Here is a 22,019-nt window from a genome sequence, read left to right on the forward strand (position 1 = left end):
TTACCTCGCCTCTGGCTACGCCGGTCCTGTCCCGTACCGTGCAACGAAATGCGCCCTCTGCCGGTGATTTGCTCTGCCGACTTTAGCAATGGCTCTGGCGATCTTTAGCGGAAACGGGGTTTTCGCTCGCAAAGGCCGCATCAAGGGCTTCCAATTGACGAATGCTCGTTGCAGGGCTGCTTCCTGCTTCTAAGCTTCTTGGACGACAGAAGCTGCCACGGAAACCGAAGGCGCTTCCAGGCTCCATGTTATGCCATGCGGACCGTGTTCGAGAATTCCCTGCCCACTGACCGCTGCGGGCGCGACCCGCTTCAGCACAACGGTTCCAAAGCCACCTTGTCCGACAGTCTGAACCTGCGGACCATCGGTTTCGGCCCAGGTGAGGTGAAAGAGCCTCGAAGCACCGGAACCGGTGATGCCCCATGCGACCGAAATCCGGCCATTGTCCCCTGAGAGAACCCCGTATTTGGCCGAGTTGGTCGCCAATTCGTGGAAGGCAATCCCGAGATACTGAACTGCGTTGGGACTGAGCACCAATGATGGGCCCGACATTTCGATCACATCCCCCCGCGGGAAAGGCTCGACCTGGGCCGCCAAGAGGTCGCTGATCGTGGCACCCTTCCAATCCGCCGATACAAGCAGGTCGTGAGATCGCGACAACGCCATGATGCGCTCGCGCACCTGGGTTTCAAATTGTTTTGGCGTCTCCGATCGCTTGTTGGTCTCCCGGATCATCGACAGGATGACCGAATACTGGTTCTTCACCCGGTGGTTGACCTCGCGCATCAGCATGCGGATGCGATATTCATTCTCCTTCGTCGACGTGATGTCTCGCGCTATCTTCGATGCGCCGGTGATCTGCCCGGTTGCGTTACGCACGGGCGATATCGTCAGCGAAACCGGAACCAGGCTGCCATCCTTGCGCTGGCGGGTCGTTTCAAATGGTTCGACGCGCTCGCCGCGGCGAATGCGTTGGAGAATGCGGGGTTCCTCGTCCTGATGGTCTTCGGGGATCAGCATGGTCACCGACCGGCCAATCGCTTCGTCGGCGGTATAGCCGAAAAGCCGTTCGGCGCCCTGGTTCCAGCTTTTTATGATGGTGTTGAGATCCTTGCTGACGATCGCGTCAAATGAGGATTCCACGATCGCTGAGAGGTGCTGCCTGGTTTCTTCGGCACGTTGGCGGTCCGTCAGGTCCAGCAGCATGTTGACGGCGCCAATCAGAGCGCCGTGCTCGTCCCGCAGCGGTGTCGGGTAGGGCAGGAACGGAAAAAACGATCCATCGGGACGCTGCGCAACAGCTTGCTGATTGCGGACCGGCCTGTTCTCCTTGAGCGCGATGGCCATCGGGCATTCATCGTGCGGCAATTCCTTGCCGTCGGCAGTGAACAGCTTGAACGTCACGCACCATTTATCCTTGCCGATTTCAGGCTCCCTGCCTGCCAGATCGGCCGCGGCGCGGTTGTAGTAGGTGATCGTCCCATCCTGATCGGTCGTGTAGATGGCGACGGGAAGGCCGTCGAGTATCTGGTGATAGGTACTGTCATGCTGCCTGAGCTCCGAGCGGGTGTGCACCAAGTCGGTTACATCGACCGTGAAGCACCGGGTGTTGATCAGCTTGCCGTCCCGGAAATGTCCGCTTGAGGTGACTTCGACGTGCTTGATCGATCCATCGCTGGCCCTCAATCGCGCCGGATATCTTACGATCTTCTCGCCATTGGCAAGGCGACCCAAAATGTCCTCTATGACGTCCCGGTCGGGATAGAACTCGGCGATGTGGCAACCGAGGTAGTCCTCTGCGGGATAGCCGAGAAGGTCGAGCTCAGCCTGGTTGGCATGCACGATCACGCCGTTTGCGTTCACCAGATGCAGGGCAACGGCGCCGTTTTGGAAGAAATCCTTGTAATCGAAATCCAGACTGTCATTGCTGGACACTCCCGGGTTTTCGAAGGCGACAACAGTCGCCTGTGTTGCTTCATGCATCCCAAACACCTTTTTCAGTCCAACCAAATATAATGCGGCTTGGATCAGTTGGTTCCCATCGCTCGGGGTCTGGACCCGCGGCGTACGGGAACCGGACCCTAAAAAGGGACGTAGCCTCGACTCGTCTTCCATCTACAAACGTGCGATCATCCGCGCATGGGCAAACCCTTGGTCCTTGTCGTCGACGACGAAGCCTTGATAGCACTGGATATGGAGTCCAATCTTTCGGAGGCGGGCTTTGCCGTAGCATTAGCGGCGACATGTTCTCAGGCGAAACGTTTTCTTGCTGACCATACCCCCGCCGCAGCGATCCTGGACGTCAGGCTGTCGGACGGCGAGACTGTTGACGCGGCAAAAACCTTGGCAGCGCGGGCGGTTCCTTTCGTCGTCTATTCCGGCCTGGGGGTCGAGGAAACCCACGAAGCGTTCTCGCCCGGCGTAAGAGTGATGAAACCCGCCGGACCTGCAGAGGTGATCCGGGCTCTCATAGCCATGACCGCCGGCCAGCAGAAGATGACGGGATAGCCGTGCTCTGAGCACCTTTGGTCTAAACTAGCGCAGGCGCTGCCGGAGCAGCTGCCGCGCCTCACGGAGCAGCGAATTGCGGCCGGCGCCGATCAGGCGAACAAGTTCGCGCCCGTGATCCTCGGTGATGCCGGTCTCCCTGGCAATTGACAGCACCAGTGCTTCTCCCCTTCCACTTTCTTAGGGTCGTGCCTTGCCCGTGCTGATCATTCCTTCTCCATCGGCTCAACGCCAAGATCTGCGAGAGACTCATTCCTCGACGCACGGTCAACCTCGCTGTGCCGCGTTTGAACGGCAGAGATAGCGGCTTATTGCGTTGCCAGGATCTATCCTGGCACAGCCAAGTGGCCGGTCCGTTCGCACGATAATGCGCCCCGCGCAGGGACGGCGCGCCAGCACGGGCCAAATCGACCAGACAGATTGAGCGGTCCTATGCCTCTCCGAACTCGGTTTCATTTCTTGAGGTCGGGTGCCGCTCGTAGTCAACGGGCGGCGGCAGGAGCATGATTTCGGTCTCCTTGCGGCCGAACTCTCGGCCGATCTGGAACGCCGCGTAGATCGCGCCGAGGCGGATAAGTAATCTAAGCATGGGGGTTCTCCTTCGATGGTAGGAACCGCAAGGCCGCGAGATTGTTCCATGGTTTGCGAGTGGGGACGATCTTGCCGTCGCACCAGGCATTCCAGCGCCGGCGCGGCAATCTGAGACATGGCGGTGCGGCTAGGCTGTTGCGGCCGTTGCCTGGGCCGGGATCCGTTTTCGAGGGGCCGGACGCCGTCGATCGCGGCGTTTCGAAACGACTTTGAGGGGAACGGCCGGCGCTGGAGAAAGTGCGCCAAGCACAGCGTTGACCATGCCGTGGGCTACGAAATCGGCGCTGATGTCGGCGGCCAAAGCTTGCCTTTCTTGCCCGACATCGCCCTGCTCCGCGTCTGACCAGAACACAATCCCAATTCTCAAACCTGCCTTGGCGCGCTTCAGTCTGCGGACCAGAAAGCGGGCATGCTTGAGCGAATCCCGGTTCAGGAAACCGACCACGACGGTGTCGATCGCCTCTAGTTCGAGACGACGAATACCTGCCGGCTCCATATCGACAAAACTGGCCTTCGCCACCGTAGCACCTTGCACCTCCAGCACCTGAGCGAGCATGGCGGCAGCGGCATCGTCGAGTTCGCCGCGACCGCCGGCACAAAGCACCGACATGTCCTTGCCGTCGGGCAGTTCGATCTCTTCCTCTTCGATGCCATCTGTTTCCTTGCTCGCGCTCCCTTCCGCGGTGGTTGTCGGCGCATCTTCCTCGCTTGCCTCTTCCTGTGCATCGTCGGCAAGATTTGCCACAAGAATTTGGGCGCTCGCCGCCACCTGCCTTCGCTGTTGATCGCCCATCACGCCACGCATGCGGTCCTGCTCGCCCAACAGGAGAGCAGGAATGGCGACAGTGTCGTAGAAATCGATCAGGTACTTCTCCTCGAGGATCTCCTCGGCATGGTCAGTTGCCTCGTCAGGATCGCCGGCCAGGAGCCGTTGATAGAGTCGGGCGTGAGCTTCAAGGACGGGCTCGTTGCCAAACAGGACGTCGAGAAATTCGAACTGCGGAACATGTCGCCCGAGGACGACGAGGCAAACTGTCAGCGGCGTCGAAAGGACCAGGCCGAGTGGCCCCCACAACCATGTCCAGAAAATTGCCGCAACGATGATTGCCAAAGGAGAAAGTCCCGTGCGCGAGCCATAGAGCCACGGTTCGATGACGTTGCCGGTTACCAATTCCATCACGACAAACAGTGCGGCGGTCCACAGCACCAGCGACCAGCCGGGCGCAACCGCCAAGGCCAGAAACAAGGGCAGCAGCATGCCGATAACAGGGCCGATATAGGGAACGAAGCGCAGCGCCAGTGCCAGCAACCCCCACAGCAGCGCGTTGGGAATGCCGAGCACCCAAAGGCCAATCGCGATTGGTATCGCGTAGACGATGTTCACCACCAATTGCATGATCAGATAACGGCCAACCCGTTTGCCGGCATCCTGCAATGCCTGCGTTGTGCGATGGAGGTCGCCATAGCCGACGAGGCGGATAAACCGGTCGCGCAGATCCTCGCGCTCAAGCAACATGAAGATGACGACGATGATGATCAGGCCAGCTGATGCCAGCGGGCTGATCAACGGTCCGATGATGTTCTGCAATACCTCCAGAGGTCTCTCGCGGGCGACGATCTCGACGGGAACAGGCTCGCGCCGGGGCTTGTCGGCCGCAGGCGGCGCCACATCCTGCTTGTCGATCTCCTGACCGACGCGCTCGATCACCCCGCTCAGCCTGGCAATTATGCCGCCACCAACGCCCGTCTCCTTGAGGGAACGCACCTTGGTCAGAATGTTTGTCTGGTAGACGGAAATGTTCTGAGCAAGCTCGCTTACCTGGGTCGCAACAATGAAGCTGAACAGGCCCAGGGCCGCGAATGCGCCAATCACGCTCAGAAGCACTGCGGGCAGCCGAGGCAAGCCGACACGCTTCAGTGCGGAGACCATCGGCACCAGCGCAAAGGTCAAAAGCAGCGCGATGGCAATGGGAAGGAACACCTCACGACCGAAATACAGCGCAGCTACTGTCGTGACGATGGTTGCCACGGTAGGCAGAGCTGTGCGCGGATGGGCATTGCCTGCCGCAAGAATCCGTCCTAGCCCCCGCTCGGACGATGAGATGTCGTTTCGACGATTGGCAGCCACGTGATTCCCCCCGTTTCCTAGCGATAGTTAGACCCATTCGCCTGCCGGGCAATGTTTAGCAGGGCCGAATACATACGTTTTGCGGTTTTGCGCCCTGGGCGCTGTGCTCTGACGTTTCAGTCGATATCGTCGGAGCCGCAAATCTGTGGTAAAGCCGCCGCCCAACCAACCAAAGGACGACATCTGTGAGCGAACCGACTGTGGCCGAAGCGACCGAAAGTATCTATGCCTCGCTGCGGGCGGACAATGCCGACATCGACGCCCATATCGCGACGCTCAAGGCTGCGCTGACACGAGAGGGCGCAAAACAGGCGGTGTTCGATCCGGCAAAATTGGCGCAGAACAACCGCTCGGGCCGTAAGTTGATGCAGGCTTATTTTCGCCAGCGCGGCGTGAGCGTGAGGTTTTCGGACCAGTAGCGCGCGGCAGCTTGGGGGAACGGCGTCCCAACGGACGGTCCGTATCTCGCCCGCTCCGCCCTGCGGTGGACTTTCGTCAATCCTAGGCGAATGCCCGCATTGCCCTGCCCAGGTCGGTGTCGCCCCCTGCCCCTGCAGCTCTTGACGGAAACCGGTGCCTCCTGTTTGAGGGTGACCAGGACGTTTGCTGCATAGGGAGATGGGCAAGGGTGGGCAAACAGTGAAGCGCGTTCTTCGGATGCTTGCCGCGGCGATCATCGCGTCCGGGGCGACCGGCTGCACGAGCATTTCCTACTACGCGCAGTCGTTGCAGGGTCACGCGCAGATCATGGCCGCCCGCAAAAATATTGCAAAACTCATCCGTGATCCTTCGACGCCTGAGGCATTGCGCGCGAAATTGACGTCGGCGAGCGCCATAAGACGGTTTGCGACAGATGAACTGGCACTGCCCGAAAACAACAGCTATCGCAGCTATGTCGACATCCATCGCGACGCCGTGACCTGGGCCGTTTTTGCCGCGCCGCAATTCTCGCTCGCGCCACGAACCTGGTGCTTTCCGGTTTTCGGCTGCGTTCCATACCGGGGTTACTTCTCCCGGAAATCCGCGACTGAGAACGCTGTCGAACTTCAAAGACAGGGGCTGGACGTCTATGTCTCGGGCGTCACCGCCTATTCCACGCTTGGCTGGTCGAGTGACCCGCTACTGAGCACCATGCTGCGTCGGGACGACACCTATCTCGCCAGCCTTGTTTTTCATGAACTGGCGCATCAGCGCTTCTATGTCGATAACGATTCCGCATTCAACGAGGCGTTCGCCGTTGCCGTCGAAACCAGCGGCGTCAGGAAATGGCTCCGCGCCGCCGGCGACCGGGCCGGATTGCGCCGCTACGAAGCCGATCGCAAGCGCAGCGCCGATTTTCTTGGACTGGTGGCGAAGACGCGCGACGAGCTAAGGCAGGTCTATGGTAGTCCCCGCACCCCGGAAAAGATGGCGACTGCCAAGGCAGCCGCGATCGAGAGGATGCGGGCGCGCTATCGGCGGATGCGCGACAGGCACTGGGCGGGATACCGGGGATACGACGCCTGGTTCGCTGCCCCGATCAACAACGCCAAGCTCGCCGCAACTTCTGTCTACGGTGAACAGGTTCCGGCCTTTCTTCGCTTGTTCGACCTGTGTTCCGGCGACTATCCGAGGTTTTACGCTTCTGTCCGGCGGATCGCCGATTTGCCCAAATCGTCCCGCGCCGAAGCGCTCAAGGCTGCCGACACGTGCAATTGACTTGAACAAGCACAGGCAGGTCCTGACGATCACCCCAGCGACAGTTCCTTCGTCTGGTGTCTCAAAACGAGGCCGACCGCGCCCAGCAAGGCATCGTTCTCGGTGTGCCTGCCAACGATGATGCGCGTGCGCAGCGCGGGAGCGACATCCCGGGACTTGATCAGCGTGTGGCGTTCATAGGACGCGATCAGCGGCGTCAACAGAATGTCCCCTGCCAAAGCCATGTGGCCGCCGATGATGATAAGCGGCGGATTGAGCACCGAGCCGATCAGGCCGAGACCCCGGCCGGCGATCTCGGCGGTATCCTCGATCATCCGCAACGCCCTGACGTCGCCCTGCTCGGCCATGGCGATGACATCGTCCATGGTGACTTGCCGCCCAACGACACGCGAAATCTGTTCCAGCGGCCGGGTAAAACTCGCGTAGAGCTCCAGGCATCCGCGATTGCCGCAGCGGCAAAGGTCGCCGCCGGGATCGATGCTGATGTGCCCGAATTCGCCGGCGCCGCCGGCGACGCCCGTCACCAGCCGGCCATGCTGGACAATGGCCCCGCCGACACCCAGATCGATCTTGAACAGCACGAAATCGTCCTGGCCGACGGCCGCACCCCACATCAGCTCGGCAATGGCCGCGCAGTTGCTCTCGTTGTCGGCGAAGATCGGCTGTTCCAGGACGGGTCCGAACACATCTCGTATGTTGACGCCGGCCCATGTTGGAACCATGCTTGCGCGCAGCACCACTCCATCGCGGCTGACAGGGCCGGAGACGGAGACACCAACCCCCAGGAGCCCCGCCATCGGCAGACCATTTTCCCTGTAGGATTGGGCAATCGCCGATTTGACCGCCTGGGCCGCCTGTTGCGGCTGGTAGTCCAGCGCCATTGGAATATTTTGTTCGGCAATGACGGAATGCGAGACATCGGCGACGATGAGCCGTATCTGCTGAAGAGCCAGGTGAACGCCGACGCAGGTGCCCGCTGTCGGATTGAGCGTCACCGCCGCGGCTGGCCTGCCGATGCCTCTGATGCCGTCGCGGCTGGTCGGGGCTTCGATCACCATTCCAGACTTTTTCAAGCCGTTAAGCGCGGTTGACACCGTCGAGCGCGCCAGACCGGTGGCGCGTGCGATCTGCAACGCGGAAAGTGCGCCGCGCTCGCTCAGGCAGCGCACGATCATGCTCTCCGGCGACGCGGAGGGTCTGTCGATTAGCCAGGTTCTAAGCGAAGGTTTTGTCATGGCTCAACATAAACATCGTTGACTGATAGCTCCAATATGTCATCTTGGAAAGAACTCGAGATTGACGCATCTCGCCGGCGGCGGCTTCAAACCGCGGCCATAAGCGGTCGAGACGAACCGTGCAACACGATATGGGAGTGAAACGATGAAGTCCGTCATGACCGCGCTTGCGGCCGCTGCTGCGTGCACATTTTTCGCCGGGGCAGCCTTCGCCGAACCCAAGACGAACCTTTTGCACCAGTGGGCGACCGGATCGGACGCCCAGGCGATCGCCAAGCTCGGCGAGATGTTCACCGCCAAGGGCGGCAAATGGGAACAGACCTCGATCGCTGGCCACACCGCCAATACGCTGGCCAAGCTGCGCGCCGACGTGATCGCCGGCAATGCCCCGCCTGCCGTGCAGCTCAAGGGCCCTGAGATCGCCGAATGGAACGAGACCGGCATGACCGCCGATCTCGACGAGTTGGCGGCCTCGGAAGGGTGGGAGAAAGTGGTGGCGCCGGAATTGCTTCCGGTGATGAAGCCGACCGGCAAATGGGTCGCCGCGCCCATGAACATCCACCGCATCAACTGGCTCTGGGCCTCGCCCAAGGTCATGCAGGCGGCCGGCGTGGCGGAAATGCCGAAGACCTGGGCCGAGTTCAATGCGGCCTGCGACAAGATCGTCGCCACAGGCAAGATCTGCATCTCGCATTCGACCGCCGACTGGACGGATTCGACGGTGTTCGAGGTCGTGCTCTATGGCCAGGACATCGATCTCTATCGCAAGGCCTTCGTCGAGGGCGATGTCGAGTCCATGCGCAGCCCGGGCATGGTCAAGGCCTTCACGCAGATGCGCCTGATGACGAGCAAATACATGGATCCGGGCATGGTCGGCCGCGACTGGGATTCGATGTCGGCGCTCGTCGGCAAGGGCGACGCGGCGTTCCACATCATGGGCGACTGGACGATCGGCCTTTTGACCGCCGCCGGCTTCAAGGAAGGCACCGACTATGTCTGCGCCCAGGCGCCGACCGATTGGGGCAAACCCGGCTTCATCCTCAACTCGGACTCGGTCGTGTTCTTCAAGCAGAAGGACCAGGATTACATCGACGGCCAGAAGCTGCTGGCCAGCCTGATCCTGTCGCCCGACTTCCAGACGGTCTTCAACCAGGCCAAGGGCTCGATCCCCGCACGCCTGGATATCGATCTGTCGAAGGGCTTCAATCCGTGCCAGCAGCTCTCGCAGAAGGATCTGCAGGCTTCGATCAAGGAGGGCACGCTGGTCCGCTCGATGGCGCACAACATGACCATCCCGCAGAAGATGCGCGGCGCGATCATGGACTCCATTACCGAGTTCGTGGCGACGCCGGACATGTCGCCCGAGGATGGCGCCAATGCGATGGCCGACGCGGCGGAAGCACAGAAATAGACGGGAATGGCCGGGCGCCATCCGCACCCGGCCGTCCGCCATCCCGGTCCCGCGCTCCGCCAGTCCTGTGCTCTGCCAATCTCCGTGCTCTGAATGTCAAATCACGACCTGATCCTGTCGGTACCGGCGCCCGCCCGCCCCTGGCGCTCCGCGATGCCCTTGCTGGTGCTCGGCCCCTCTCTCGTGGCGAGCTTCGTCTACGTCTTCGTGTTCACCGGCTGGACGCTCTATATCTCGCTGTCCAACTCCTCGCTGCTGCCGACCTACGGCTTCGTCGGCCTGGACAACTACGCGTCGCTGTGGGCGAACCGGCGCTGGAACATCGCCTACAACAACCTGTTTTTCTTCAGCGCTTTCTACATCGTCGGCTCGATGGCCGTGGGACTGCTGCTGGCGATCCTGATCGACCAGCGCGTGCGCGGCGAAGCGGCCTGGCGCACGATCTTCCTGTATCCGCTGGCGGTGTCCTTCATCGTCACCGGCACGGTCTGGAGCTGGCTCTACAATCCGACCGACGGCATCCAGGCCATGGTGCGCGGTTTCGGCTGGGCGAGCTTCAGTTTCGCACTGGCCAGCGACCGGCACTATGCAATCTACGCGGTGATCATCACCGGTGTCTGGCAGGCCTCGGGCTTTGCCATGGCGCTGTTCCTGGCCGGCCTGCGCTCGGTGGATCAGGACCTCGTCAAGGCCGCGCAGATCGACGGCGCATCGACGTTCCGCATCTATCGCAAGGTGCTTCTGCCAACCATTGCGCCGATCTTCCTGGCGGTCGCCGTCATCCAGATCCAGTTCGCCATCAAGACCTTCGACCTCGTGGCGGCCCTGACCAAAGGCGGCCCGGGGATCTCGACCACCTTCCCCGCCATCTACGTCTATGACCTGATGTTCCAACGCGGCCAGATCGGCGAAGGTGCGGCCGCCGCCATCATGATGCTTGCCGCTGTTGCCGTGGTGCTGGTGCCCTATTCATTCTGGGTGGTCTGGCGCCGGCGCAAGGAAGCCGGCCATGGCTGACGTCTCCCTGGACCAGTCGCTCGACCGTCGCGCTGCCGCAGTCGCGTCGCGCCGGCATTTTCTCACCCGCTTCGCCATCTATGGGCTGCTGGTCGTCTTCGCGGCGATCTACCTGGTCCCGTTGCTGGTGGTGGTGCTGAATTCATTCCGCGACCAGCAGGAGATCGCGCGCAACGGGTTGATCTCGCTGCCGCGCAGCTTCCGCCTCGATGCCTGGGGCCAGGCCTGGAGCACCTATTGCATCGGCGGCACCTGCGAGGGCATGCAGCGCAACTTCTACAACTCCCTGAAGATGACGATCCCGGCCACGATCATCTCGACGGCGGTCGGCGCGATGAACGGTTACATCCTGTCGAAATGGCGCTTCAGAGGTTCGGAAGCTTTGTTCACCTGCATGCTGCTCGGCGTCTTCATTCCGGGCCAGATTTCGTTGATGCCGTGGGCGTTCATCCTCGGCAATCTCGGCCTCAGCAATTCGGTCTACGGGCTCGTCCTCATCCACGTCATCCAGGGCATTTCGTTCACCACTTTGTTTTGCCGCAACTATTACGTCAGCATCCCCGACGACCTGATCAAGGCGGCGCGCATCGACGGCGCCGGCTTCTGGCGCATCTTCCGCAAGATCATTCTGCCTCTCTCCTCGCCGATCCTGATCGTCACGGTGATCTGGCAGTTCACCGGCATCTGGAACGAATATCTGTTCGGCGTCGTCTTCACCTCCGGGCAGCAACAGCCGATCACGGCAGCGCTCGTCGCGCTGACGGCAAGCGGCACCAATGTGCGCGCCTACGATGTCATGAGCGCCGCCGTGCTGATCGGCGCGCTGCCGCCGCTGCTGATCTATCTCTTCGGCGGCAAGTATTTCGTCCGCGGCCTGACCCAGGGTGCGATCAAGTGAGGCGCGGTCAAGTGAAGGGCATTGCATGTCGACATTGACCATCCGATCGCTGCGCAAGAACTACGGTGCGGTCGAGGTGCTGAAGGGCGTCGATCTCGAGGCGCAGGACGGCGAGTTCATCGCGCTGGTCGGACCGTCCGGCTGCGGCAAGTCCACTCTGCTGGCGATGATCGCCGGGCTCGAATCTGTTACCTCCGGCGAGATCCGCATCGACGGAAGGCTGGTCAATTCGGTGCCGCCGAAGGACCGCGACATCGCCATGGTGTTCCAGTCCTACGCGCTTTACCCGACGATGACGGTGCGCGAGAACATCACCTTCGGCATGGAAAGCCGCCGCGTGCCGAAGCCGCAGCAGGACGAGGCTGTAAAACGGGTTGCCGCTTTCCTTCAGATCGAACCGCTGCTTGGCCGCAAGCCCGGACAGCTCTCGGGCGGCCAGCGCCAGCGCGTCGCCATGGGCCGGGCGCTGGTTCGCGATCCCAAACTGTTCCTGTTCGACGAGCCGCTCTCCAATCTCGATGCCAAGCTGCGCGTCGACATGCGCACCGAAATCAAGAAGCTGCATCACCGCGTCGGCAAGACCACCGTCTACGTCACCCACGACCAGGTCGAGGCGATGACGCTGGCGTCGCGCATCGCCGTGATGCATCAGGGCGAGGTCCAGCAATTCGACGATCCCGCCACGATCTACAACCGTCCGGCCAACATGTTCGTCGCCGGCTTCATGGGGTCGCCGGCGATGAATTTTTTGGCCGCGGAACTGAGCCAGGAAGACGGCCGCCCGACTGTCGTCCTGCAGACCGCCGACGGCGAGACGGCCAGCCTGCCGATCGTCCAGGCGCTCCCATCCGACACGCCGCGACAGCTCGTGCTCGGCATCCGTCCCGAGCATATCTACCGCTTCGATCCCGACCTTGCGCGCCGCAAGCCGGGCATCGCGCAGATCAATGCAGTGGTCGAACTGGTCGAGCCGACAGGCGCGGAGACCATGGCCGTCCTGCGCCTGGGCGGCAAGGAGATCACCGGCCGTTTCGACCCCGACGGCACGCCGCTTATGGGCGAGACGGTGACGCTCGGCATCGACATGGCGCGGGCGTGCCTGTTCGACCCGACGACCCAACGCCTGATCTGACCCGATCTGACCGAAGCTTGATCTGAAAAGAGTTCCGCCTTGTCCTTCGCCACCTATCCGAGCCTGTCCGAGCGTGTCGTGCTGATCACCGGCGGTGCGTCGGGCATCGGCGCCGACACGGTCCGCGCCTTCGCCGCCAATGGCGCACGAGTGGCGTTTCTTGATCTGCAGCAGGAGGCCGGCGAGCAGCTTGCCCGCGACCTCGCCGCCACGGCAGCGCATCCGCCACTGTTCCTGCGCTGCGACGTGACCGATATCCCTGCCCTGCAGGCCGCGATCGGCACGGTGCGCGACCGCCTAGGGCCTGTCGCGGTGCTGGTCAACAACGCCGCCGATGACAATCGCCTCTCCGTCGCCGACGTGACGCAGGAATATTGGGACCACGCCCAGGATGTGAACCTCAGGCACCACTTCTTTGCCGCCCAGGCCGTGCATCCGCACATGCAGGAACTGGGCTTCGGTTCGATCGTCAATTTTTCCTCGATCGCCTGGCGTTTCGGCGCGTCAGAGATGGCGCCCTATGCGGCGGCCAAGGCTGCCGTTATCGGGCTGACCTTCGCGCTGGCGCGGGCGTTTGGCCCCGACAACATCCGCGTCAACGCCATCGAGCCGGGCGCCGTCATCACCGACCGGCAGCGGGAGCTTTGGTACAAGACCCAAGGTTCGGTCGACCAGGTCGTGCAGCGCCAGGTGATCCGCAAGGTTCTGCTCGGCGAGGAGATTGCGCGCACGGTGCTGTTCCTCGCCGCCGACGACAGCCGCATGATCACCAAGCAGTCGATCACCGTGGATGCCGGCCTGCGATGACCACACCTGACTCAAAGGATCGCTTCATGCTCGAGGTCGGCCTGAACCCCTACGGCCTGACCTATCATCTCGGCCTCCAGGGCCGCGGCACGCCACGCGCCAATCCTAGACCTGCGGGGCTCGAAGGTTTCATCGCGCTCGCGACCGATCTCGGCGCGCGCGTGCTGGAGATCTGGGTGCCATGGCTGACCGAGCTTTCCGACGACGCGGTGATCGCGCTGCGCGAACGGCTCGCCGGCCTTCGCATCGCGCCGGTCGTCAGCGGCGGCCTGCTGGTGGGCGAACCGCTCGACGATGCGTTTCGGGCCGCGCGCCTGCTCAACGCCAAAATCATCCGGACCGCGCTGACGCCCATTCTCTGCGGCGACCGCAACGCGGCCGGCGAAAAATGGAGCGAGTACGTCGGCATCATTCGAGAGCGATTGGTGGAATGGGGTCCCCGCGCGAATGCCGAAGGGTATGTCCTTGCGATCGAAAACCACCAGGACTTTACCAGCCGGGAACTCGTCGATTTCTGCGCCCTCGGTGGTGACAGTGTGGGCGTCACCTTCGACACCGGCAACACATTCCCGGTCGGCGAAGCGCCGCTCGATTTTACGAAGGTGATCGCCCCCTATGTCCGCCATGTCCACCTCAAGGATTACCGCGTGCAGTTCACGACCGAAGGTTACCGGCTGATCCGTTGCGCCATCGGCGACGGTGCGGTGCCGTTTGCGGAGCTGTTTGCCATTCTCGGCCAGCACCACGAGCGCCTGACCGCCGTCCTCGAACCGGGCGCCTTGGAGGCGCGGCATGTCCGCTATCTTAGCGACGACTGGTGGCGCGGCTATCCCCCGAAGACGGCGCGCGACTTTGCCGCCTGCCTGGCGGCGGCGCAGCGCAACCGGCTGCCCGACGATGCCGACACAAGCACCCCCTGGGAGCGCGAGGACGACGTCTCACTGGTTTCCTATGAGCTCGACATGATCCGGCGCAGCGCCGCCAACATGCGCAAACTGATGGAGAATATCCGATGACGGCACGTGAACTCGATGGATTGACCGCCTTCGTAACCGGCTCCGGCCGCGGACTCGGCCGCGTGATGGCCGAGCGCCTGGCGGAACTCGGCGCCAATGTCGCGATCCACGACATGGACGAAACGGCGCCGGCCAAATACGGCGAGTTCGCCAATCTCGGCGAAGTGGTCGAGCGCCTGAAGCGGCATGGCACGAAGGTCACGTCGGTGACCGGCAACATTGGCGACCAGAAGGCGGTGGCCGCGATGAAGCGCAAGATCGAGGCCGATCTCGGCGACGTCCATGTGCTGGTCAATTGCGCTGGCGGCGACATCGGCGCCAAGGGCGGCAAGCCAAACCCGAACAACGCCCTCGACATCGAACTGGACGACATCCGCGTGCTCACCGAGAACAATCTGATCGGCACGATGCTGGTCTGCCAGGCCTTCGTGCCGCCGATGAAGCAGCGCGGCGGCGGCTCCGTCATCAACATCGCGTCGGCGGCGGCCCATCTCGGCTGCTCGCCCGAGGTCGTCTATTCCACCTTGAAGGCCGCGGTCGTGCATTACACCCGCTGTCTGGCCAAGGAACTGATCGACGACGGCGTGCGCATCAATGCGGTCAGCCCCGGCGCCACCAAGACGGCACGCTTCCAGGCGACCCGCGTGGTCGATCCGGAGCGCATGGATTCCAGCCGCAAATCGCTGAACCGCTATGCGGAACCGGAAGAGATCGCGGAGGCGGTGGCGTTTCTGGCTGGCCCGCGGGCGCGGTTTATCAACGGGCAGGTGCTGCGGGTGGATGGCGGGTTTACGATCTTTCCGGGGTGATGGGGGAGGCCTCGAATTTCAATTTCGGGGCCGAAAGCGGAAGGTCCGTTTTCGGGATTCCTGGGCGCCTCGAGCTTTTCGCAGCGTCAAAACGGCTGTGGAGGGATTGGCAGGCTATACCGCTGACCAAGCGCACATGTGACGCACCGAGGATAAGTAACCCCGCTTGGTCACGAGGGCGCTGCCGACCGGTTGGTCGAAACTGGCGCTGGTACTCGCTATTCACGAAATTGCCGATCACCCTGACGAGGTCCATTAAGCAATGGTGAACGTCATTTCTGAAGTCGCAAGCAACTCGGCCGCCCTACTTCATTGAGGTCAGCCATGCCTTCGCGGAGCCGATGCAATCTCTGCTGGAGCCTGCATGCTTCTTCAGGCGCAAGCGCTGTGTCTCAGTGCGGCATGAATCCTTTTCTCAGCCAAGCCAATATCTTGCTCCCATTGAGAACCCTGCGGACACGCCCGGCGGCCCAGCCAGCCTGCATGGTGGCGCCGGTGTGGCAACTGCAGACGATCTCATGCAACTGCCAATCGGAGAGTTCGAAGAAGCGTCTGGCTTCCCCGTAGGTATCCGATTGCATGCCCGATGCACGCAGCAGTGGATCGTCAAAGGCGACACTGATCGCCGATCCGACCGCGCGCGCTTCTCCGCGGACAGAGGGATGCAGATGCTCAGTCCCGGTGAGAGCCACAAGGGAGCGCGTCGGATTTCGATAGAGCAGTTCCGCCCACCGCTCTATCCGTTGCGTCCTTGTAGCCAGCAGAGCCGGCGATAGTGGACTGATGTCCGCGACTGACTGGAGTTGATCGAGTGTCTGGTGCTTCATGACTGCCTCCTGTTGGTCGTTCCAATCCCAAGGCCTTTGCTGCAGGATTGGCTCACACGCTAAGCCGCCTCGTAAAGGAGCGGCGGCCGATCAGGTGTTGCCACCAATCGCCCACAGGCACCACGCGGCGGCATCTGCAGCGACTCCAACTGCATTCCTTCGCCAATGTTCCAGCGGGATGAAAAAAACTGTGCGGCCGGCCGACCCGGCGGACCCGGCTGGCGCACGCAGGATCCTGAACTGCTGGACGATGATGACGCAGGCCTGGAAAGGCGGTTAGGTTGGACCTTGCTTTTCAGGCTTGACCATGATGTTTCACTACCCGCTCGGTCATCGGGGGAAGGCCAGGAGCAGAGCCGCTGGCGGCAACGATGAGTTGCGGACGAGGGCGGGCGGTGGAGGACGACGCCCTTGGGCCGCCAGGTCACTGAAGGACCAACCGAAGCGGCGCTTCGGGCGTAAAAGCGATGTCCTTGTAGGTCTGCAATGTCTGCTTATGGAGGAACGGCGGCAAGGCCTCTTTGACCGGCATGGGGCGCATTGCTGACCGGCAGATTTTCGGCCGACAGCAGACCCTCTGCTGCTTGGGTACCCAGCACGCAAGCTGACATGTGAGACCTCGGTGCGAAGGCCGGGACCAGGCCCACTGCGAACGTACGTGTTGGTTCGCATGTTGGCGCTGAAGCGCCTTATCGTTCAGCCTCGCGGCACATAGATCATATGAACCGTATCGTCATCGATCAATGTGCTCGACACCAGTTGCAGCGGAGGCCTTGCCTCGTGGAAGAAAGGCTTGCCCTTGCCGAGCACGAACGGCCTCACGTGCAGGTGATACTCCTCGATCAGCCCCAGCCTGGTCATAAGGCCGGCCAGTTCCGGACCGGAAACGCTCAGGGTACCCTCCGTGCGGGCCGCGATCTCGCGAATCTGCGCTTCAATATCGCCGGAGATGAGGGTGGCGTTTGGGCCTACCCGTGAAAGTGTGCGCGAAACGACCCATTTGGGCAGCTTGCGCCAGAGTGTCGCGAACTGGCGAAGCGGAGCGTCCCATTCCGCGTGATCATCGTCCCAATAGCGCATGACCTCGTACATCCGGCGGCCATACACAGCGCCGGTATGGTTGCGAATCGTCTCGATCCAGTACTCGAAGTGCTTCTGGCTTGGTGCGCCCATGACCAGATTTCCGGCAAGGTCATCGACATAGCCATCGATGGAGACGTTCATTCCCAAGATAAGTTTGGCCATAAGCAGCGCCTTCACATAGTCGGTTCACGGATTAACCGCTTGTAATTTGCAAGCAGTCAGACGCTATAGCAACTGATTGCAAATCGCAAGTAGCATAGAAAGAAGCGTTCGTGCCGCAAACGAGCCCTGCCTTGTCCCATCAACCCTGCACCCGTCCCGGCTATCGCCCTCTACGCCTGCCTTCCCGAATCAAGCTGCACCCCAAGTCGCTCGTTCCGTCTCCACCGCACCACGGCGCGATAGCTGGTATGATCGACCGGCACGTGAAGCACGAAACGGTCGGGGATTGCGATATCGGCCTTCACCCGCAGCTCCGCACCGTGGGCGTGCTGGTTACAAACCAGACAATTGATACTGGCGTCGCCAACGCGGATTGTCGCTTCCTTCAGAACAAGATCACGGATATGCGACCGTCGCTCTATCGGTGGGTCAGCCGGCATTGCCTTATCCCTCTGATTTGACGACCTGAAACTCTTCTGAACCCGGAATGGAAAGCGCGCTACCGGCCCAGCGGTTGCCTCGAAAGACTGACGAGCTCGGCTTCGTCGACCACGCCGGCCATATAGTTCGCGATAATCCGGGATGCGATGGCGTCGCGTGCTTCGGGCGACTGACCGTCGCGCTTAAGCTGCTCGAATACACGGCCCAACAGCTCGAGTTCGGATGGCTGCAAAACGCCGGCCTCGGTGGCTTTGCGTCGAATGGGCATTTGTGATCCTCCACTACGGTCAACAACATACGACCGCGGCAGGGAAACTCAACTCACCTGTCGAGGGCGCCGCGCAGGCGGCGGCGACCACAAATCCCGTTTTCGAAACGCGACGCCCTCAGCCGGCGGCCTCAGCCGCCTTGCGCCGCGCGTCGCTGACCGTCAGCCAGACTGCCGAGACCAGGAAGTAGAAGGCGCCGAACGCGGCATAGGGCGCGACATCGGTGATCCCGACCGTCGCATCGCTGCCCGCCATCTTCACGAAAAAGATGCCGGCGAGCGCCGACTGGGCGCCGCTCAGCACCATTGCCCACTGCGCGCCGGACTTCCAGCGCCGGACCGCGGTTGCCAGCTGAAAGAGGCCCGACAGGACCGCCCAGACGCCGAACACCGCGAGCACCGCATTCATGCTTTTGCCCAGAGCAATGGCGACCGCCGCCGTGGTGATGATGCTGATGACGAAGTTCAGCAGCTGCGTTTTGTTGCGGCTTAGCCCACCGCTGCGCTGGGCGTCGACGAAATTGGCCAGCGCATCCCAGGCGGGATAGGCGACCAGCATGATGGCTGCCAGGGACGGCATTGTGCTGGCGACGGTAAAGGCCAGCAGCACCCAGGCGGCCGCCACGGCAAAGCGTATGAAATAGTAGCTCTTGAGCCATGAGGATTGGTTGGCTTCATTCGTCTTGGCAAGCATTTTCGGATTTCCCTTTTTGTGTTTACCTACTAGAAGGTAGGCATGATGGACGCGTCGAGGGAATTCGGTGAAGGGGCTCGCCGCCCCTGTCGCGCAAATTCCTGTTAGTGAACCTTCCGAGACAGACGCTGCACGGTTGGCGTCAGAATGGTGCCGAACATGGCGGGGTTGCCATAAGCGCGCGCGGACAGCATGGCGCCATGAACGGTCGCCATGAAGGTCTCGGCCTCCAGCTCCGCCGAGCCTGCAAATCCGAGAATCCCCTGCTCGGCGCCGTGCTCCATGACCCTGGTCAACCAGGACGACAGAAATCTGAAGTAAGCCCGCACTTCGACGGCAATTTCAGCCGGGAGCGCAGGGAGTTCGCTGGCAAGCAGCGCGCAGACGCAAAACGGGACGCTCGCATCTTCAATGCATTTTGCCCAGTAGTCGGCATAGGTTTGAAGCAGTGCAAGCGGGTCCGAGAGTTTACTTTCCAGATCTGCCATGCCGGCCTCGGTACGCTCGCGATGGCGCGCCACAAGCGTGCGGACAAGGTCGACCTTGCTGGGGAAATGATGGTGGATGCTCGCCTTGCGGATCCCCACCTCGCCGGCGATATCGGCATAACTGAATCCGTTGTAGCCGCCGGCCACGATGAAGTTTCGCGCGGACGCCAGAATCTGATCGGAGGTCGCCACAAGGTTGCTCATGGCGTTTACCTACCTACTAGTAGGACAGCTGTCAACACCGAATTTCCGAGCGGGAGTTTTTCACTCAAGCGATACTGATCTGGCGTCCATAAATACAAAGCCCGCCAGCAAAGCCGGCGGGCGCAATAGTCATAAGATACGCCACTAGAACCAGCTTCGGTCGCGTTCCTGGCTTTGCCCGAGCAGCATGCCGATCAATAACCCGGCAATGCCGCCAAGCACGAAAGCGCTGCTGATGGTGCCGGGATTTTGCTGGACGGCTTCGGACACCGTCTGCGCCTGCGATCTCAGCTGCTGCGTTGCCCGTGCCGCGCGCTCGGTCGCGCTGCCGTACCAGCCGCCGGCTTCGCCGACGGCATCTTCTGCACGCTCGGCAAGCGTCCGGTTGATCTTGCTGATCTCGCGCCTCAGCGATGCGACCTGCTTCTCCAGGGCCTCCTGGGCCTCTCGGGCGGAAATCTTCGGGGTGTCCTTCGGGGTTTCCTTCGCGGTATCCTTCGGGGTGTCCTTCGGGGTGTCGTTCTCGGCCATGGCTGTTCCTCTCGTTGAGGCAGGGGGAACGGCCAACGGACAAGGATGGTTCCGCCGCCTGCGCTCACAGTCATTCACCCGGCCGGCCGCCAACTTTGGGAACACTCTCCCGATCCAACGGTTGTGGCTGATGGAGGGCACGCATTTGTCGAATCGATCGAGCCATGCTGAAACGCTGCGGACGGTCTCCGACCTGCTCCACCGCGCCCGCCGTGTCATTCGCGACGGCGGCCATGCGGCGGCGATGTTCGAAATAGACACGCTGCTGCAGGTCGCACAAACAGAGGTTGCTCGCCGCCTCGAACGCAACGATCGCTGAACCTCGATAGGCCACCGCGGGCGGTGTTCATTTGCGGGCGGCGAAGGCCTCGTTTCCCTTTGCGATGGACTTGCAAGGCGCCCATCGAGCGGGTCGCCGTCCGCGCCACGCGTCGACATCGCAAAGGCGCAAAAGCCGAGGATGAGGGGCCATCATCGCGGCATCGACCCTCCCGGCTATAACGCTTTGGCGGCGGAACAAAGCTTGGCCGCACTGGTTAGGCTCACAGCACGATGTGTGCCCCAACGAGGATCTCTGTCCATGAAAACACGTGTTCTTCTAGCTTCGCTGGCCACCGCCACAGCCATGGTCTTCGCCCTGCCCGCCTTCGCCGCCGACAGTGCTCAGGACTTTGTCGACAAGGCCGCCATCGGCGGCATGTTCGAGGTGGATTCGAGCAAGATCGCCGAGGGCAAGGCGCAGGATCAAGGCGTCAAGGATTTCGCCAAGAAGATGATCGACGATCACGGCGCCGCCAACGCCAAGCTTGCGACCATCGCCGGCGAACAGAAGCTGAAAGTGCCGACGGAGCTGGACGCCAAGCACAAGGCCGATCTGGAGGCTCTGCAGAATGCCAACGATGCCGTCGACAAGCCCTATGTCCAGATACAGCGCGATGCGCATTCGGAGGCGGTCACGCTGTTCGAGAGCTATGCCAAGGACGGCGACAACGCGCAGTTGAAGACCTTCGCCTCCGAGACCTTGCCGACGCTCAAAATGCATCAGGAAATGGTCGAGAAGATCGCTTCCGCCGACAATGCATCGTCGACCACCAGCTCCACCACCCCGGCCGTGAGCACGACCGACACCACCAATCCGGCCGCCCCGATCCCGGGTGCCAACAGCTTCACCGAGGATCAGGCGAAGAGCCGCATTCAGGATGCCGGCTTCTCCGGCGTGTCCAAGCTGACCAAAGACGACCAGGGCATCTGGCGCGGTCAGGCCACCAAGGATGGCAAGACCACGACCGTGGCGCTCGATTATCAGGGCAACGTCGTTGCCGGCGCCAACTGAACCTCTGAACCAGATCGAGGAGATCAAGACCATGAAAACCGTAACCGGACTTTTCGACAACTACGATGATGCCTCCGATGCCGTCGGCGAACTGGAGGCAATCGGAGTGCCGCAGGCCGACATCAGCATCGTCGCCAACAATTCGGATGACTGGTACGACGACGGCGACACTTCCAACGCCGCCGAGGATGCAGCCGGCGGCGCCGGTCTTGGAGCCGTCATTGGCGGCGCCGGCGGGCTTCTGACAGGGCTCGGCATCATGGCCATTCCTGGCGTCGGTCCGGTCGTGGCCGCAGGATGGCTGGCCGCCACCGCGGTCGGCGCCGTTGGCGGCGCGGTCGTCGGTGGCGCTGCCGGTGGCATCGTCGGGGCGCTGACCGAGTCCGGCGTCCCCGAAAGGGATGCGCATGTCTATGCGGAGGGCGTTCGCCGCGGTGGCACGATGGTGACCGCCAGGGTCAGCGACGAACTCGCCGATGAGGCCGAGCGTATTCTTGGCGAGTCCAACTCGGTCGATCTGCAAGACCGCCGACGCGCCTACGAAGCCGGTGGCTGGACCGGCTTCGATGCCAATGCCGACCCCTACACCGACATCGAGGCCGAGCGCGACAGAACGCGCAACGCCAGCCCACTTTGATCATCGAGCCCCGGCCCCCGGGGCGGCGGGGGGCGCGGGGGGGGGGGGGGGGGGCGGCGGGGGCACAGAATATGGCGCCAAAGGGGGGGGGGGTTAGGGTG

25 protein-coding genes are annotated in these 22,019 nt (G+C 62.1%); 13 read left to right on the forward strand and 12 right to left on the reverse strand.

Going from position 1 to position 22,019, the window contains the following annotated elements; all coding sequences use genetic code 11:
* Positions 1-189: 189 nt before the first annotated feature.
* Positions 190-1,983: a PAS domain S-box protein gene (locus tag NKI37_RS30225; RefSeq protein ID WP_352791103.1), complete on the reverse strand. Its 1,794-nt coding sequence runs from the start codon at positions 1,981-1,983 to the stop codon at positions 190-192.
* Positions 1,984-2,139: 156 nt separating this feature from the next.
* Here NKI37_RS30225 and NKI37_RS30230 point away from each other — a divergent pair, with 156 nt between their 5' ends.
* Positions 2,140-2,508 (forward strand): response regulator, encoded by a 369-nt coding sequence (locus tag NKI37_RS30230; protein ID WP_352791105.1) that lies wholly within the window; start codon positions 2,140-2,142, stop codon positions 2,506-2,508.
* 27 nt (positions 2,509-2,535) lie between these two features.
* Here the strand turns inward: NKI37_RS30230 and NKI37_RS30235 are convergent, their stop codons facing one another.
* The 3 genes from NKI37_RS30235 to NKI37_RS30245 all read right to left on the reverse strand — a co-directional run bounded on the left by NKI37_RS30235 (position 2,536) and on the right by NKI37_RS30245 (position 5,227).
* Positions 2,536-2,664: a hypothetical protein gene (locus NKI37_RS30235; protein WP_352791107.1), complete on the reverse strand. Its 129-nt coding sequence runs from the start codon at positions 2,662-2,664 to the stop codon at positions 2,536-2,538.
* A 274-nt stretch (positions 2,665-2,938) separates the two neighbouring features.
* A complete protein-coding gene (locus NKI37_RS30240; protein ID WP_023735062.1) occupies positions 2,939-3,097 on the reverse strand; it encodes a hypothetical protein in 159 nt (52 codons plus the stop codon).
* A gap of 129 nt (positions 3,098-3,226) precedes the next feature.
* Complete coding sequence (locus tag NKI37_RS30245) at positions 3,227-5,227, reverse strand: AI-2E family transporter (RefSeq protein ID WP_023691875.1); 2,001 nt, start codon at positions 5,225-5,227, stop codon at positions 3,227-3,229.
* Positions 5,228-5,412: 185 nt separating this feature from the next.
* Between NKI37_RS30245 and NKI37_RS30250 the strand changes: the two genes are divergently transcribed.
* Positions 5,413-5,646, forward strand: a complete 234-nt coding sequence (locus tag NKI37_RS30250) for a hypothetical protein (protein ID WP_023671105.1) — start codon at positions 5,413-5,415, stop codon at positions 5,644-5,646.
* A 238-nt stretch (positions 5,647-5,884) separates the two neighbouring features.
* Entirely contained in the window at positions 5,885-6,925 is a 1,041-nt protein-coding gene (locus NKI37_RS30255) for an aminopeptidase (protein ID WP_502896400.1), read from the forward strand.
* Between the two features lie 29 nt (positions 6,926-6,954).
* On the opposite strand, the gene NKI37_RS30260 is transcribed toward NKI37_RS30255, so the two are convergent.
* A complete protein-coding gene (locus NKI37_RS30260) occupies positions 6,955-8,094 on the reverse strand; it encodes an ROK family transcriptional regulator (protein ID WP_352791111.1) in 1,140 nt (379 codons plus the stop codon).
* Between the two features lie 211 nt (positions 8,095-8,305).
* Here NKI37_RS30260 and NKI37_RS30265 point away from each other — a divergent pair, with 211 nt between their 5' ends.
* From NKI37_RS30265 to NKI37_RS30295, 7 genes are all read left to right on the forward strand, one after another.
* On the forward strand, positions 8,306-9,571 hold the full coding sequence (locus NKI37_RS30265) for an ABC transporter substrate-binding protein (protein WP_023683165.1): 1,266 nt from the start codon (positions 8,306-8,308) through the stop codon (positions 9,569-9,571).
* Between the two features lie 93 nt (positions 9,572-9,664).
* Entirely contained in the window at positions 9,665-10,588 is a 924-nt protein-coding gene (locus NKI37_RS30270) for a carbohydrate ABC transporter permease (RefSeq protein WP_352498863.1), read from the forward strand.
* Positions 10,581-11,486, forward strand: a complete 906-nt coding sequence (locus tag NKI37_RS30275) for a carbohydrate ABC transporter permease (protein ID WP_023671100.1) — start codon at positions 10,581-10,583, stop codon at positions 11,484-11,486. Before NKI37_RS30270 ends, NKI37_RS30275 begins: the two co-directional genes overlap by 8 nt.
* A gap of 25 nt (positions 11,487-11,511) precedes the next feature.
* Positions 11,512-12,618: an ABC transporter ATP-binding protein gene (locus NKI37_RS30280; protein WP_023728471.1), complete on the forward strand. Its 1,107-nt coding sequence runs from the start codon at positions 11,512-11,514 to the stop codon at positions 12,616-12,618.
* A gap of 39 nt (positions 12,619-12,657) precedes the next feature.
* Positions 12,658-13,425 carry an SDR family NAD(P)-dependent oxidoreductase gene (locus NKI37_RS30285; RefSeq protein ID WP_023728472.1) on the forward strand — a complete coding sequence of 256 codons (768 nt, stop codon included), beginning with the start codon at positions 12,658-12,660 and terminating at the stop codon, positions 13,423-13,425.
* Positions 13,422-14,441 carry a sugar phosphate isomerase/epimerase family protein gene (locus NKI37_RS30290; protein WP_352791113.1) on the forward strand — a complete coding sequence of 340 codons (1,020 nt, stop codon included), beginning with the start codon at positions 13,422-13,424 and terminating at the stop codon, positions 14,439-14,441. The genes NKI37_RS30285 and NKI37_RS30290 overlap by 4 nt, the downstream gene beginning before the upstream one ends.
* Positions 14,438-15,250, forward strand: coding sequence for an SDR family NAD(P)-dependent oxidoreductase (locus tag NKI37_RS30295; RefSeq protein ID WP_352791115.1), 813 nt, complete (start codon positions 14,438-14,440; stop codon positions 15,248-15,250). The genes NKI37_RS30290 and NKI37_RS30295 overlap by 4 nt, the downstream gene beginning before the upstream one ends.
* Positions 15,251-15,642: 392 nt before the next feature.
* On the opposite strand, the gene NKI37_RS30300 is transcribed toward NKI37_RS30295, so the two are convergent.
* The 7 genes from NKI37_RS30300 to NKI37_RS30330 form a co-directional block, all read right to left on the reverse strand.
* Positions 15,643-16,077 (reverse strand): hypothetical protein, encoded by a 435-nt coding sequence (locus NKI37_RS30300; RefSeq protein ID WP_023671095.1) that lies wholly within the window; start codon positions 16,075-16,077, stop codon positions 15,643-15,645.
* 696 nt (positions 16,078-16,773) lie between these two features.
* Entirely contained in the window at positions 16,774-17,322 is a 549-nt protein-coding gene (locus NKI37_RS30305) for a dihydrofolate reductase family protein (RefSeq protein WP_023710873.1), read from the reverse strand.
* 170 nt (positions 17,323-17,492) lie between these two features.
* Positions 17,493-17,762, reverse strand: coding sequence for a PilZ domain-containing protein (locus tag NKI37_RS30310; protein ID WP_023726509.1), 270 nt, complete (start codon positions 17,760-17,762; stop codon positions 17,493-17,495).
* 59 nt (positions 17,763-17,821) lie between these two features.
* Positions 17,822-18,031, reverse strand: a complete 210-nt coding sequence (locus NKI37_RS30315) for a hypothetical protein (protein WP_023671091.1) — start codon at positions 18,029-18,031, stop codon at positions 17,822-17,824.
* Between the two features lie 118 nt (positions 18,032-18,149).
* Positions 18,150-18,725 carry a DUF308 domain-containing protein gene (locus NKI37_RS30320; protein WP_023700951.1) on the reverse strand — a complete coding sequence of 192 codons (576 nt, stop codon included), beginning with the start codon at positions 18,723-18,725 and terminating at the stop codon, positions 18,150-18,152.
* A 104-nt stretch (positions 18,726-18,829) separates the two neighbouring features.
* Positions 18,830-19,417, reverse strand: coding sequence for a TetR/AcrR family transcriptional regulator (locus tag NKI37_RS30325; protein ID WP_023710872.1), 588 nt, complete (start codon positions 19,415-19,417; stop codon positions 18,830-18,832).
* A 144-nt stretch (positions 19,418-19,561) separates the two neighbouring features.
* Positions 19,562-19,948: a hypothetical protein gene (locus NKI37_RS30330; RefSeq protein ID WP_023710871.1), complete on the reverse strand. Its 387-nt coding sequence runs from the start codon at positions 19,946-19,948 to the stop codon at positions 19,562-19,564.
* 130 nt (positions 19,949-20,078) lie between these two features.
* Here NKI37_RS30330 and NKI37_RS30335 point away from each other — a divergent pair, with 130 nt between their 5' ends.
* The 3 genes from NKI37_RS30335 (at position 20,079) to NKI37_RS30345 (ending at position 21,918) form a co-directional block, all read left to right on the forward strand.
* On the forward strand, positions 20,079-20,267 hold the full coding sequence (locus NKI37_RS30335) for a hypothetical protein (RefSeq protein WP_023671089.1): 189 nt from the start codon (positions 20,079-20,081) through the stop codon (positions 20,265-20,267).
* A 261-nt stretch (positions 20,268-20,528) separates the two neighbouring features.
* The gene (locus tag NKI37_RS30340) at positions 20,529-21,281 is read left to right on the forward strand and encodes a DUF4142 domain-containing protein (protein WP_023700948.1); all 753 of its coding nucleotides are present in this window, start codon (positions 20,529-20,531) and stop codon (positions 21,279-21,281) included.
* Positions 21,282-21,312: 31 nt separating this feature from the next.
* Entirely contained in the window at positions 21,313-21,918 is a 606-nt protein-coding gene (locus NKI37_RS30345; protein WP_023704148.1) for a general stress protein, read from the forward strand.
* The last annotated feature ends 101 nt before the right edge of the window (positions 21,919-22,019 follow it).

The sequence above is a fragment of the Mesorhizobium sp. M0626 genome (assembly GCF_040320665.1).
Classification (GTDB): Bacteria; Pseudomonadota; Alphaproteobacteria; order Rhizobiales; family Rhizobiaceae; genus Mesorhizobium.

Excerpts from the sequence above, each read along its gene's own strand:
- NKI37_RS30225 (WP_352791103.1), bottom strand. The coding sequence starts at position 1,983 with ATGCATGAAGCAACACAGGCGACTGTTGTCGCCTTCGAAAACCCGGGA.
- NKI37_RS30230 (WP_352791105.1), top strand. The coding sequence starts at position 2,140 with ATGGGCAAACCCTTGGTCCTTGTCGTCGACGACGAAGCCTTGATAGCA.
- NKI37_RS30240 (WP_023735062.1), bottom strand. The coding sequence starts at position 3,097 with ATGCTTAGATTACTTATCCGCCTCGGCGCGATCTACGCGGCGTTCCAG.
- NKI37_RS30255 (WP_502896400.1), top strand. The coding sequence starts at position 5,885 with ATGCTTGCCGCGGCGATCATCGCGTCCGGGGCGACCGGCTGCACGAGC.
- NKI37_RS30265 (WP_023683165.1), top strand. The coding sequence starts at position 8,306 with ATGAAGTCCGTCATGACCGCGCTTGCGGCCGCTGCTGCGTGCACATTT.
- NKI37_RS30270 (WP_352498863.1), top strand. The coding sequence starts at position 9,665 with ATGTCAAATCACGACCTGATCCTGTCGGTACCGGCGCCCGCCCGCCCC.
- NKI37_RS30275 (WP_023671100.1), top strand. The coding sequence starts at position 10,581 with ATGGCTGACGTCTCCCTGGACCAGTCGCTCGACCGTCGCGCTGCCGCA.
- NKI37_RS30280 (WP_023728471.1), top strand. The coding sequence starts at position 11,512 with ATGTCGACATTGACCATCCGATCGCTGCGCAAGAACTACGGTGCGGTC.
- NKI37_RS30290 (WP_352791113.1), top strand. The coding sequence starts at position 13,422 with ATGACCACACCTGACTCAAAGGATCGCTTCATGCTCGAGGTCGGCCTG.
- NKI37_RS30295 (WP_352791115.1), top strand. The coding sequence starts at position 14,438 with ATGACGGCACGTGAACTCGATGGATTGACCGCCTTCGTAACCGGCTCC.
- NKI37_RS30300 (WP_023671095.1), bottom strand. The coding sequence starts at position 16,077 with ATGAAGCACCAGACACTCGATCAACTCCAGTCAGTCGCGGACATCAGT.
- NKI37_RS30305 (WP_023710873.1), bottom strand. The coding sequence starts at position 17,322 with ATGGCCAAACTTATCTTGGGAATGAACGTCTCCATCGATGGCTATGTC.
- NKI37_RS30310 (WP_023726509.1), bottom strand. The coding sequence starts at position 17,762 with ATGCCGGCTGACCCACCGATAGAGCGACGGTCGCATATCCGTGATCTT.
- NKI37_RS30315 (WP_023671091.1), bottom strand. The coding sequence starts at position 18,031 with ATGCCCATTCGACGCAAAGCCACCGAGGCCGGCGTTTTGCAGCCATCC.
- NKI37_RS30320 (WP_023700951.1), bottom strand. The coding sequence starts at position 18,725 with ATGCTTGCCAAGACGAATGAAGCCAACCAATCCTCATGGCTCAAGAGC.
- NKI37_RS30325 (WP_023710872.1), bottom strand. The coding sequence starts at position 19,417 with ATGAGCAACCTTGTGGCGACCTCCGATCAGATTCTGGCGTCCGCGCGA.
- NKI37_RS30330 (WP_023710871.1), bottom strand. The coding sequence starts at position 19,948 with ATGGCCGAGAACGACACCCCGAAGGACACCCCGAAGGATACCGCGAAG.
- NKI37_RS30335 (WP_023671089.1), top strand. The coding sequence starts at position 20,079 with ATGGAGGGCACGCATTTGTCGAATCGATCGAGCCATGCTGAAACGCTG.
- NKI37_RS30340 (WP_023700948.1), top strand. The coding sequence starts at position 20,529 with ATGAAAACACGTGTTCTTCTAGCTTCGCTGGCCACCGCCACAGCCATG.
- NKI37_RS30345 (WP_023704148.1), top strand. The coding sequence starts at position 21,313 with ATGAAAACCGTAACCGGACTTTTCGACAACTACGATGATGCCTCCGAT.